Annotated in this window: 11 protein-coding genes; 3 read left to right on the top strand and 8 right to left on the bottom strand. The window is 46.5% G+C overall.

The genetic code is table 11. The features are described from left to right. From K941_RS16755 to K941_RS0104000, 6 genes are all read right to left on the bottom strand, one after another. A partial coding sequence (locus tag K941_RS16755; RefSeq protein ID WP_156892299.1) for a prepilin-type N-terminal cleavage/methylation domain-containing protein occupies nucleotides 1-86 on the bottom strand: 86 nt, incomplete at its 3' end. A gap of 630 nt (nucleotides 87-716) precedes the next feature. Then, nucleotides 717-1,070 carry a membrane lipoprotein lipid attachment site-containing protein gene (locus K941_RS0104020; protein WP_029102596.1) on the bottom strand — a complete coding sequence of 118 codons (354 nt, stop codon included), beginning with the start codon at nucleotides 1,068-1,070 and terminating at the stop codon, nucleotides 717-719. 203 nt (nucleotides 1,071-1,273) lie between these two features. Then, nucleotides 1,274-2,473 carry a phosphoglycerate kinase gene (locus tag K941_RS0104015; RefSeq protein WP_029102595.1) on the bottom strand — a complete coding sequence of 400 codons (1,200 nt, stop codon included), beginning with the start codon at nucleotides 2,471-2,473 and terminating at the stop codon, nucleotides 1,274-1,276. A 134-nt stretch (nucleotides 2,474-2,607) separates the two neighbouring features. Continuing rightward, nucleotides 2,608-2,847 (bottom strand): beta/alpha barrel domain-containing protein, encoded by a 240-nt coding sequence (locus K941_RS17950; RefSeq protein WP_265596812.1) that lies wholly within the window; start codon nucleotides 2,845-2,847, stop codon nucleotides 2,608-2,610. Then, complete coding sequence (locus K941_RS17945; protein ID WP_265596811.1) at nucleotides 2,844-3,251, bottom strand: thiamine phosphate synthase; 408 nt, start codon at nucleotides 3,249-3,251, stop codon at nucleotides 2,844-2,846. Before K941_RS17945 ends, K941_RS17950 begins: the two co-directional genes overlap by 4 nt. Before the next feature lie 259 nt (nucleotides 3,252-3,510). After that, a complete protein-coding gene (locus K941_RS0104000; protein ID WP_029102594.1) occupies nucleotides 3,511-4,659 on the bottom strand; it encodes a D-alanyl-D-alanine carboxypeptidase family protein in 1,149 nt (382 codons plus the stop codon). Between the two features lie 634 nt (nucleotides 4,660-5,293). On the opposite strand from K941_RS0104000, the gene K941_RS0103995 reads away from it, so the two are divergent. The 3 genes from K941_RS0103995 to K941_RS0103985 all read left to right on the top strand — a co-directional run bounded on the left by K941_RS0103995 (nucleotide 5,294) and on the right by K941_RS0103985 (nucleotide 9,682). Further along, nucleotides 5,294-5,929 (top strand): response regulator, encoded by a 636-nt coding sequence (locus K941_RS0103995; RefSeq protein ID WP_029102593.1) that lies wholly within the window; start codon nucleotides 5,294-5,296, stop codon nucleotides 5,927-5,929. Further along, a complete protein-coding gene (locus K941_RS0103990; protein ID WP_036387422.1) occupies nucleotides 5,926-7,641 on the top strand; it encodes a sensor histidine kinase in 1,716 nt (571 codons plus the stop codon). The genes K941_RS0103995 and K941_RS0103990 overlap by 4 nt, the downstream gene beginning before the upstream one ends. 130 nt (nucleotides 7,642-7,771) lie before the next feature. Next, nucleotides 7,772-9,682, top strand: a complete 1,911-nt coding sequence (locus tag K941_RS0103985; protein ID WP_029102591.1) for a sigma-54-dependent transcriptional regulator — start codon at nucleotides 7,772-7,774, stop codon at nucleotides 9,680-9,682. A 77-nt stretch (nucleotides 9,683-9,759) separates the two neighbouring features. On the opposite strand, the gene K941_RS14660 is transcribed toward K941_RS0103985, so the two are convergent. Both K941_RS14660 and gpmI read right to left on the bottom strand, forming a co-directional pair. After that, on the bottom strand, nucleotides 9,760-11,175 hold the full coding sequence (locus K941_RS14660) for a S41 family peptidase (RefSeq protein WP_051225858.1): 1,416 nt from the start codon (nucleotides 11,173-11,175) through the stop codon (nucleotides 9,760-9,762). Next, entirely contained in the window at nucleotides 11,172-12,728 is a 1,557-nt protein-coding gene (gene gpmI / locus K941_RS0103975; protein WP_029102590.1) for a 2,3-bisphosphoglycerate-independent phosphoglycerate mutase, read from the bottom strand. The genes K941_RS14660 and gpmI overlap by 4 nt, the downstream gene beginning before the upstream one ends. Nucleotides 12,729-12,818 lie beyond the last annotated feature (90 nt).

Raw genomic sequence — 12,818 nt, 5'->3', positions numbered from 1 at the left:
GCAGGTAGAGCGATTGCAGCTAGGATACCAATAATGGCGATTACAATCATTAGTTCGATAAGGGTGAAACCTTTTTGAGCGTTCATAATGAACTCCTTCGTTCATAGGGGCGATATTGCCCAGTTTATTTAGGTTAACTGATTAGCAACTTTAAACATATTTGCTAACCTTATACTCATACTGTTGCATTGTCTGTGCCAACTTTTTGGCGGATTTGGGCTGTTTTTGGAAAAAATAGGCAAAATTGAGAAAATTTTAGAAATTTTGTCTAAAAAATAGGCAGATTTTTTGCTATTTTTTAAAATTAATTAAAATATGTACAAATTTTTTCTTTTTTACCAAAAAAATTTGTACATATTTGATGTCTGGCAGGTAATTTTGGGTGACAATTTTTGTCAGTTTTGGATTTTTTGACATTTTTTGGCAGATTGGACTGACATTTTGGTGGATGTGCCAATTTTTGACATGGACAAAATTTTTACCTGTCAAAAATTATTGCCAAAATTTGTCATATTAGCCAATTTTTGACACAAATGGACACTGACATGGCATTAATGTGTCATATGTGACGATTTTTGTCAACGTTGATAAACTGGCATAAGATGATGTGAAATGGGTGATCATCACAGACCCATGGCGAGCATCAGATTTGCTGGGTGTAAATTCATTTTTATCAAAAAAGCCCCGAACATGTTCGGGGCTTTGGTGATGGTGGATTAGTACTTTTGGTCTTCGGGGGCTTGCTGTTCGGCAGTGGCGGTGTTGCCTGTTACGGTATCGGCGGTGGCGGTAGCAGCATCAGAGACCACGCCTGCGGCAGCTTCGGCGGTATTTTTGGCATTTTCTACGCCATTATTTGCCACGTCATGAGCGACATTAGAGACGCCTTCAGCGGTCGCGTTGGCGGCAGCTTCGGCCTCGGCGGCCACAGTGTCAGCAGCGGCTTTGGCGTTATTGGCGGTGTCGGTGGCAGCAGACTGAGCCGTCTCGGCAGCCTTATCTCTGGTTTCTTTGCTACACGCTGTCAAAGCAAGGGTAGCGACAAGCGTGGTTAGGATTAATTTTTTCATAAAAGCACTCCAAAGGAAGTATGTATTAGTATGGCAGTACATCTTTAAAAGTGATAAAAACACCAAAATTTAAAGATGCCTTAAACTCCAACATAGTTTAGCAGAATGATGGTATTTGGCAAGGGCAAACATAAAAAATGCAACAAAAATTAACAAAGGTTGTTGTTGCATTTTATCATTTTTATATAAAAATCAGATACTTATCAAGGTGTATCTAGTGCGGTGATGGCAGGCAGGGGTTTACCTTCAACAAATTCTAGGAACGCCCCGCCCCCTGTGGATAGGTAATCCACACCATCTGCCACGCCATATTTGTCAATGGCGGCCAAGGTATCGCCACCGCCAGCGATGCTAAATCCTTCGCTGTCTGCCACCGCTTGACAGATGATGGCAGTGCCTTGACCGAATGCATCCACTTCGAACACGCCCACAGGCCCATTAAATAGAATGGTTTTGGCGGATTTGATATGCTCGCCCAGCTTACTCGCTGACTCTGGGGCGATGTCTAGTATCATGTCATGCTCGCCAATCTCATCCACGGATTTGATGGTGGCACTCGCTCGGCTAAGTGAACCCAAAAAGTCATCAAAATCAATCTGTCCTTTATCCGCCACCACGACATGAGTGGGTAGTAGGATATTTGTTTTGGTCATGATGTCACGGGCGGTATCCACGAGGTCGGCTTCGTATAGGGAAGCACCGACATTTTTACCGCTCGCCACCAAAAAGGTGTTGGCGATACCGCCACCGACTAGGATGCTATCGCACAAGGTAGCTAGGCTGTTTAGCACGTCAAGTTTGGTGGACACCTTTGAGCCACCCACGATAGATAGCACAGGTTTGGCAGGATTGTCTAGGGCTTTGGATAGGGCATCAAGCTCGGCAGAGAGTAAGTTACCTACACACACAGGCTTGCCGTCTGCGATACATGCACGAATCACCCCTTCGGTGGATGCTTGGGCTCGGTGAGCGGTGCCAAAGGCGTCCATGACAAAGATGTCACATAAGTCGGCGTATTGTTTGGACAGCTCAGGGCTGTTTTTCTTCTCGCCCACGTTAAAACGGACGTTTTCTAGTAGCACCACCTCGCCTGCCTGCACCGACACGCCATTATCTAGATAATCGGTGGAGAACGCCACATTCACGCCCAATTTATCCGCCAAATAGTCAGCAATCGGAGCCAATGAATATTTGCTCTCGCTCTCGCCTTCGGTGGGTCTGCCTAAGTGCGAACAAACAATCACGCCTGCCCCTTTGTCAAGACATGCCTTGATAGTAGGTAGGGAGGCTTGCAAACGGACATCGCTGGTGATGACACCATCTTTGATGGGCACGTTTAAATCTTCACGGATAAGGACGGTTCTGCCCGATACGTCTAAGTCAGATAGATAAGTAATGCTCATGGGTCTTCCTTTTGGTCATGATATGAATGGTGACATAAAGTAACGCTATTTTAGCATAATTTTTTGGTTTTTCTCAATGTTATCATGACAGCAAATGATGTTATTTTTTATAATGATGTCATTTTTTAAAACCATCAATCCCATGTTTCTAGGTAGCGACGCCATGCTTGGCATTTTGCTGTAACCATCTCAGGACTGTGGTGCAGGATGTCCGTGGTCACAGCGACATAATCAATGGGTATCTCACCGACCTTTTGGCGAAGCTCGTCCATGCTATTTAGACTTATCCCGCCAATCAGACACAGGGGCAAGCCCACTTTGTGAGCACGAGATAGCGTCTCACTACTGACGGTCTTAGTCAGCGGCTTGGTCATCGTGCCAAACATCGCTCCATCGCCCCATAGCTTGCCCCCTGTTTTTTGGCTTCTCTAAATAGTGCCACATCGCCATGACAACTGCGACCGACATGCACGCCATCGCCCAGTATCTCTCGTGCCACTCGCACACTCATCGTCCCTGACAGATGTAGCCCTGTGTTAAAGTGAGAGGCAAGTTCTAGGTTTTCATTAATGACCGTGGGAATGTCGTATTTGTCCGCCAAACTGATGAGCATCTCAGTCTCTTGATAGAGCGTAATCAAATCAAAAACATGGGCGGTCTGCTGACGGCGGATTTGTAGTAGTGATACCACGCCCGTATCAAAGGCACGTTCTAACTTATCACTTAAGGTATGAATATCATCATCGTTGGTAAGTAGGTAGAGTTTAGGGGCGGTCATGGGTCGTCCTTGGAGTAGGGCTGGTTGGTATGCCTAACGAACTTGATATTTACCACGGGTTTTGTAGGGGTGTGCTGAGCACACCCTTTGATGTGTCGTTTTTTATAAGGCGTGCTCAGCACGCCCCTACATCCACACATCATTGCGTTTGTAGTAACTTTAATGTTTCTTGGATATATTGATATTATAGTCAATTTATCAAAATAATAAACAACAAAAAGACCCAATGGTCGGGTCTTTTTCACTGTCAACAGGACGATTAATAACGATAAGCAAGCTGAGTTAGGATATCCTCAGCGTCATCCCAACGGCTGTTAGAGGCACTGGCACCGAGCAGTACAACAACGGCAGGACGGTTATTGACGTGGGTCTCCATCACATAGCAATAACCTGCCTCACGGATAAAGCCTGTCTTTGACACGCCAATCGGGTGATTGCCTGCACGGATGAGACGACTGGTATTTTGAGCTTTGTAAGTGCGTGAACCTAAGTTGTAGTTATTGACATAAAAGTCATAGTTTGGGGCGGTTGAGAAGTTACGCACAGTCTGATAACGCGGGTCAGAATTTACCGCTCGCATCATCTTCACTAGGTCGTTCGCTGATGAGCGGTTGCGTGGGTCAAGGCCTGATGCGTCAGAGTAGCTTGTGCTGTTCATGCCCAGACTTTTGGCTTTTTGGTTCATCGCCCAGATAAAGTTATCATAACCACCGGGGTAAGTACGGGCTAGGGCTTTGGCAGCAGGGTTCTCTGACTTCATGAGCATAAGGAGCATGAACTCACTACGGCTCATGCGGTCGCCCGAGCGTAGGTTAGAGCTTGCTTTTTTGGCGGCGATAAAGTCCGATGGTTCAATCACAATCTCTTCACGCATGTCAAGCCCTGCATCCATCAGCACCATCGCTGTCATAACCTTGGTTACAGAAGCGATAGAGCGTACAGCATCGGCATTTTTTTGATAGATGGGCTGACCTGTTTGTAGGTCAAATACGATGGCGGCGGCAGACTTTATATTAATAGGCAACTGCTCGCCATATTGGTAACTACTGCCATAATTGGTCTGCTGTCCATAAGGCTGAATGGCAAAGGGCTGAGAAGTGGTCGTACCAGCAGGAACAGAGCTTCGGGTTACCTGAGTGTTGGTGTAGCCTTGATTGTAGGTGTTGGGGGCTGTATTGGTGTTAGTATAAGTGCGAGTCTGCTGAATGGTCGTGGTCGCAGGTGGAATCTCTTGGACGGTAACCGCTTGCATGTTCTGGGCATTGCCTTTGCCGATATAGATGGTTTTTTGTTGGCTGTTGTCTACCAAAAACGCATGGGCAGACACTGTCATCATGGACATGACAGACAGGCTTAGCCCACAGGCTAGGTGCTTGGGGCTGACTTTTTTAAAATTAATTTGCTTCATAAGTTCCACTCTCGGCTCATTGATGGGGTTGCAGGATTGATTTTCTCAGGCGACAACCTTGTTTGCAAGAAAATACCTAGGCCACTTGCATTGACATCAACACACCGTCACATCAATGACATCGGCAACACTGGCTTGGTAAAACGGACAAATACATTTAGACCATCTCATCGTTTTTATTCTAACATAACAAGACCACTTTTTTATGTTAAAAATCAAAGTTTTTGGGTAAATTTGTAAACAAATTTAACACGTTTTTATCCCTAACTTTTATCTAACTCATCATCTTTGTTAGCGTAATAATCAAGCAAGTGTTTTGTAACATTTTTGCAAAACATTGTCTGGTTTTGGGCAACACCTAGAGCGGTTTTTTGTTAAAAAAAGTTACTAAAAAAATTGCTAGATGACTGGTTAATTGTTAAAATTGTCAATCGTACAGGCGGTACCCAAACATCGATTTTAGTTTAGCCCAAGTCAATTAAGACATTGCAATTTTTAAGCCATTTTTGGATAATTTTTTGGCTTGGGTGCTTAAATGTACACATGATAAACAGTTCTGATATGATTTAGACAGATTATTTTAAAAAACATTTTTAAAAACCATTTGATATTTATTTTAGAAAAGGTGGGCAAAATGACAATAAAAGTACTCATCGTAGACGACCATGAGCTTGTCCGCATGGGCATCGGTCGCATGCTTGGTGATGACCCCGACATTGAAGTTGTTGGGGAAGCAGGCTGTGGCGAGACAGCGGTGGCAATGACCCGCAAGCTCGCTCCTGACGTGGTGCTGCTAGATGTTCATATGCCCAACATCGGTGGCGTGGAGGCGACACGACGGATTAAACAGCTTAATGAAAACATCAAGGTTCTGGCAGTGTCTAGCTTGGTGGCTGAGCCTTACCCATCCATGCTTTTAAAGGCAGGGGTAGATGGCTACATTACCAAAGGCACCCCCATCAGTGAGATGATAACTGCCATCAAAAAAGTCAAGGCAGGTGGTAAGTATTTTAGCCATGAGATTGCCGATGTGCTTGCCCAAAATATGCTTGATAAAAAAGCCAACCCTTTTGATGGCTTGTCTGAACGTGAAAAACAAGTCGCCATGATGGTGGCAAACTGCCAAAGTGCCAGTCAAATTGCCGACAGTTTATTTGTGAGTGTCAAAACCGTAAACACTTACCGTTATCGAATTTTTGAAAAACTGGGTGTGGATTCTGATGTCAAGCTCACCCATCTTGCCATACGTCACGGACTGGTCAATACATGAGCCCATCTCCCATCAGACACACCAAAACATGGGTGAGAAAACTGTGGTTTTTGTCCGCCAATGTTCACGAAGAAGCTCTCATTTCCACGATGCGTGTGCGTCAGCTTGGACTTACCTATGGCGTCTATCGTTTTATCACCGCCTGCTTTTTGCTCATGGCAAACTTTTTACTCAACCGTGACAAGGCGGGTCTACCCACCGAGCCTACTTTTTTAGAACAGACGGTATTTAGTATTTATGTTGTTGTCGCTTTGGTGCTGTTATTTGCTTTTTTTATGATAAAAAAACGGTCAAGATTGCAGTTGTTGTCAGGCTTTGTGGTGGACGTTGTTTTTTTGACCTTATTTGCTCTGTATGGCAAAATCAGTGATTTTCAAATCACCCTACTATACATGGTGGTCATCGCCGCAAGCTACATGCTATTGTCCCTATCCCGAGCGACCACCATCACACTCATGACTGTCTCAGCGCTCATCTACCAACAGTTTTTTCGCTTTTTCTTTGAGACACCGACGACCGAAAAAAACTTACTTACCATCAATGACAGTCTACTGTTGTCGGTAAGCTTGATTGCGGTGGGTTTTTTAAGTTGGTCCATCTCTCAGCGACTCGCCAAAGCCGAGCAATCCCTACTTGATCATGCCGATGAAGTGGAAAAGCTCCATACCATCAACCAAGCTGTTGTCAAGAACATGGTAAACGGCGTGTTGGTGCTAGACCCTGAGCGTAACATCGTCATGATAAATAACGCCGCCCAACGTCTTTTGCATCTACCCATTAATGATAATGCCTGTGACAGCCCTGCCAAAATCATTGAGCTGTCTCGTATTATCATTAAACATCACCCCAAAATCATCGGTTGGTATCGCTCACTTGCCCCCAACCAGTCAGCCGAGCTCATCTATGACATACCACCTAAAACTCATGACAAAGCCAGCATGAGCCAAACTCACCTTGCCGATAAGCTACGCATCAGCTCCAAGCCTCTATTAGAACATGGGCAGATTCTCATCATCGAAGATTTGAGCCGTGAACAAAGCCACGCCCAACAACTAAAACTCGCCAGCCTAGGTCAGCTCTCTGCCAGTATCGCCCATGAAATACGAAACCCCCTCGCCGCCATCAGCCAAGCCAGTCAGCTACTCATGGAAGATGTGCGTGATGATGATGTCAATGCTGAGTTTTATGAGATGATTTATCAGCAGACCAAACGGGTCAATTCCATCATCTCTGATGTACTAAGCCTATCTCGCCAAGAGATACCCAATCAGTCCGCCCTAGACGCACCAAGTTGGGTGCGACAGTTTTTAGCGGAGCATTATCCACACGAATTCATCATTGTAACGGGCGACACCGCCAAGCCTATCTTGTTCTATTTTGATGCCAATCAGCTAGAACAAGTCATGACAAATCTCATTAATAACGCCTTATACCACACCATTCATCAATTCCATGATAATGATGTGGAAATACGTCTAACCAAGACCAAAACAGGGGCGTTTATTGATATACTAGATCACGGTGAAGGCGTAAGCGAGAAGGATTTGGCAAGCCTATTTAATCCATTTTTCACCACCAGCAAAAAAGGCACGGGGCTAGGTCTATATCTATCCCAATCATTTAGTGAAGCCAATAACGCCAAGATTCGCTATTTTAGAGAATATGACAAAAGCTGTTTTCGCTTGATTGTCTCTAACACGCCAGTTACCTGATGTTTGGTTAGCACCCAACCACATTTGCTTAATACATTCATCCACTTAATTTTACCGTAAAATCTCTGTATGTTGGGTTTTGTGTAAAAATCCTATATAATAGAGCATATCTAAATTATTGGGAATATTCATGCAAGATAAGCCACTCGCCCTAATCATTGATGATGAAGCCGACCTGTGTCGTCTCATGCAAATCACCCTAAACAAAATGGGTATGGATACGCACGTCGCCTATGATGTGGCAAGTGCCAGAGCCTTTTTGGCGGACAATCACTATGATTTTTGTCTGACTGACCTTGCCTTACCTGATGGCTCCGGCATGGAGATTGTGGAGCTTGTTACCAAAACCACAACCACGCCTGTGGCAGTCATTACCGCACACGGCGATGTCAATGTCGCCATTGAAGCGATGAAAATCGGAGCGTTTGACTTTGTCAATAAACCATTGGATTTGCCTCGCCTGCGTCAGTTGGCTCAGTCCGCCCTAAAAGTCAATGAAACCATCATCCAAAGCACCGAAGATGACATACCACAAGATGGTAGCCAAGAAAAAAGTGTCAGTACCGCCATTCCACCCAATCCTTTGACAGGTGAGCTGGTTGCACCCACAGAAAATGATACCAAGACAGACACAGAGCACAACACCGAAACTAGCAAAGATAAGCCCCAAAAAACAGGTCAAAACAGCACCAAAAAAAGCAAGTCATCCACGCCTGTCACCGTCGTCAGTGACGATGAAATTTTTGGCGGTCGGCTCATTGGTGATTCTCGCCCCATGAAACAGCTACGCTCCACCATCAAAAAACTGGCTCGCTCACAGGCTCCGGTATTTTTATGGGGCGGTTCTGGTACGGGCAAAGAAGTCGTCTCACGACTCATTCATGATCTAAGTGGTCGCCGCAATGGCAACTTTGTACCCGTAAACTGTGGGGCGATACCATCTGAGCTAATGGAGAGTGAATTTTTTGGGCACAAAAAAGGCAGCTTCACAGGAGCGACATCGGACAAAATCGGACTGTTCCAGCAAGCCGATGGTGGCACGCTGTTTTTGGATGAAGTGGCGGACTTGCCCCTTGCCATGCAAGTCAAGCTCCTGCGTGCCATCCAAGAAAAAACTGTACGGGCCATTGGTGATACCAAAGAAGTGCCTGTGGATATTCGCATTGTCTGTGCCACGCACAAGGATTTGGCGGATTTGGTACAAAAAGGGGCGTTTCGTCAAGATTTGTTCTATCGCATTAACGTCATTGAAGTCAAACTTCCTGATTTAAATGACCGTCGTGATGACATTCCCATGTTAGCTGAGCATTTTTTGAACATGATTGCCAAAGACTGGGAGCTTGATAATCTTAGCCTAACCGACGATGCCATCGATGTGCTGACCTATCACAATTTTAAAGGCAACGTGCGTGAACTTAGAAACATCTTAGAGCGTGCTGTTACCATGAGCGACAGCGATGAGATTGATGCCCATCATCTCATGCTAGATGATATTCACGACATATCAGAATCAGATGATACCCCATCTCATGTAAGCCATGATGACATCATCACGCTTGCACCGTCCGAACCTGCAACAGAGGCGATCAACACTACTGCCAATGACATCCCCACCCCCTCCAATATCATCAAGGTATCACCTTATCATGACCAGCGACCAACCTATACCGCCAATACCGTCATCAAAGAAAATAAAGAGCCCAAGCCCATTACCCCAGGTCTAAACATCATCGCTTCTGCCAACTATGGCACGCCCTTATCCACCCCAAAATCCCAAAAAATCAGTCCACTTGACTCAAATAGTGCCAGCCAAGCTTTTGATGACCTAAATTCGTCAGAGCATGAAAACTTGGCAAACGGCGAACTACCCAGTCAAGGACTAGAAGCTTATTTGATTGACCAAGAACGTCAAATAATCTGCAACGCTTTACAGCAGGCAGGAGGTAATAAAACCCAAGCCGCCAAACTGCTTGGCATGACCTTTCGCTCTCTGCGTTATCGCATGAAAAAACTTGATATCGATGATGGCGACGATGAATAACCTCTGACATACCAACCATAAAAATCAGCCACAAAAAAAAGGGGGGTGTTCATCTAAACACCCCTTTTTTTACACGCCTAGAATCCACCCACAGGAGCAAACTCCACGCCTGTTTCTAGTTTTGCTCCATCCATCAAGATGAGTGCTTGCGACAGCCACACGTCAGATACCGCCATCATGGTCGGTGCCAAATCGGTAGATTTATTAAATGTCACATCAGGCACGACCCCTACCCCATCAATTTGCTTGCCATCGGCAGTCAGGTAATGAGCGGTGGTCATCTTAACTGCTTGATCATCACCGATAGGGATGACCGACTGCACCGAGCCTTTGCCATAGCTCGTCTCACCGACTATCAAAGCTCTCTTTTGTGACTGCAAACTACTGGCAAGCACTTCGGCGGCTGATGCCGAATAGCGGTTTTGTAGTATCATCACTGGCAAATCAATCAACAGTGGTGAGCCTTCGGTTTTTAGCTCTCGCTCCACCCCTTGTCGCCCTGCCACCTGCACCAACGTCTGATTACGCATAAAGAGCGATGCCACTGCCCCTGCCGACTCTAAGACCCCACCGGGGTTATTACGCACGTCCAATATCACCCCTGATATGGGTACGCCCGCCTGCCCCAAGCTCTCCAAAATCTGCTGACGGGTGTTATTTTGAAACACAGGGAGCTTAATGACGGCTACCCCACCGACGATACTGGTTTCAACATTGCTTTTAATCACTTCGTTACGCTGAGCGGTAAGTCGTCTTTTGTTACGCCCTGCACTTGATATTACAATGTCTACCTGCGTGCCTGCAATGCCATTTAATAACTGCTTGACGTCATTTTCACTATGAATGTCGGACAGCTTAGTATCACCCACTTGATGTAGATAGTCCCCCACTTTCACGCCAGCACGCTTGGCAGATGAGTCTTCATGAACATCGGTGACGACCCAATGCTCTTCATCAGCTTGCCACACTGCTGACAGTCCGATGTTCGCCACGTTGCCTGCGGTGAATGATTGTAGATTGGCAAAGGCTTCTTTATCCAAAAACTCAGCATGGCTATCTAGCCCTGTCATCATACCACTCATCGCATTTTCAAAGAGCTTCTCATCACTGACTTCTTTGACATAGTCACGACGCACCAAATCCACCACCGACACAAAGGTTTTTAGGGTGTTTGGCGACACCGCCCCCAACGGCACACGCCCCTGATGAAGCCCTTCTATGCCATGCAGTGTATTGGGCTTACTCTCTAAGACATCAAGCGTCGGGCTTGTCGGGTCCTGAATATCCATCTGCTCGCCATCTGCCACCTGCTCGCCTGTCTCTGCCTCAACATCCAGACCGCTGTCAGCTTGCACATCATCGCCAAAGCCGAGCAGATTTGCCACTTTATTGATGGGCGCACTAATCGCTTTGGGTAGCTCGGCATGGCTTGTCATCGGCACACTTAGCGACAACGCCACCATGCTTGCCAGTAGTGTTTTTGTCAGTTTCATACATCCACCAATAGACTCATCCCCGTCATCTCGGCGGGTTTTTGCATGCCCATTAGGTGCAAAATGGTCGGAGCGACATCACACAGTCGTCCACCCGTCCGCACGCTCACTTGCTTGTCGCCCACATAGATGAACGGCACAAATTCGGTCGTGTGCTGAGTATGCACCTGCCCGCTCTCATAGTCTTGCATTTGCTCGCAGTTGCCGTGGTCGGCAGTGATGAGCAGATGACCACTCATCTTACGCACCGCACTGACTATCTCACCGATACAGGTATCCACCGCCTCTACCGCCTTGACCGCCGCATCAAACACGCCTGTATGCCCCACCATGTCGCCATTGGCGTAGTTGATGATGACCACGTCAAACTCGCCTGAGAGTATCGCCTCTTTTAGCTTATCGGTTACTTCAAAAGCACTCATCTGGGGCTTTTGGTCATAGGTTTTGACATCAGGGCTGTTTACCAAAATACGCTTTTCGCCGTCATACAGCTCTTCACGTCCACCACTAAAAAAGAACGTAACATGAGCGTACTTTTCGGTTTCGGCAATGCGAAGCTGAGTTTTGCCGTGATTTTGCAGGTATTCGCCCAGTGTGTTGGCAAGGCTTGTGGGATAATACGCCACCGTTGTTTTGGGGTTAGCCTCCAACTCATCAGAATATTTGGTCATCATGACAAAGGCGGACAGCTCGGGCGTTGCCTTGCGATTAAAGCCATCAAAATCAGCACTCACAAAGGCCCCACTAATCTCTCTGGCACGGTCAGCCCGAAAATTGACAAAAATCACGCCGTCATTGTCCGCTATCACACCATTATCATCAATGATGGTTGCCTGTACAAATTCATCAGTCTCGTCCGCCCCATAAGCAAGCTCTATGGCATGACTGGCACTGTCCGCTTCACGCACCGCCTTGGCTTGGGTCATCAGGTCGTACGCCTGCTCCACCCTATCCCACCGCTTGTCTCTGTCCATGGCAAAAAAGCGTCCGATACAGCTTGCGATTTTGGCTTCGGCATCAAACTCTTGGCTAAGAGTTGCCAAATACCGCTCCAAATCCGCCACATAGCCGTCTGCCGATTTTGGCGGAGTATCTCGCCCGTCCAAAAACGCATGAACGAACACTTGGCTTGCCCCCTGCTCTACGGCAAGTTTGGCGGTCGCCTTAATGTGGTCAATGTGAGCATGAACCCCACCGTCCGACAGCAAGCCCAAGATATGCACCGCCCCTTCATTTGCCACCGTATCCTTGACCGCTTTAACCAGCACGTCATTATTAAAAAATTCGCCCGAGCTAATGTCATTCATGATACGGGTAGAGTCTTGGTGCAAAATCCGCCCCGCTCCTAGGTTCATATGCCCCACTTCTGAATTGCCAAATTGACCGTCAGGCAAACCCACGTCCTGCCCTGAGCCTGAGATAAGCCCATGCGGACAGGTCGTCATGAGCGCGTCTAAATTGGGTTTTTTAGCGGTGTAAACGGCGTTGTCTCGGGGGTCTTCTCGATGTCCGACACCGTCCAAAATCATCAAAACATGGGGGGTTTTTTTCATGATAAAGCCTTTTTAACAAATCAAAAATGATAAATGATTTCCCATTTTATCACAAAATATCCCCATTCGGCATGGCAAAAACCACCCAAA

Origin of the sequence: Moraxella caprae DSM 19149, from assembly GCF_000426885.1 — a bacterium.
Classification (GTDB): Bacteria; Pseudomonadota; Gammaproteobacteria; order Pseudomonadales; family Moraxellaceae; genus Moraxella; species Moraxella caprae.
Note: the sequence above shows the minus strand (reverse complement) of the source record. Positions and strands in the feature narration are given on the sequence as shown.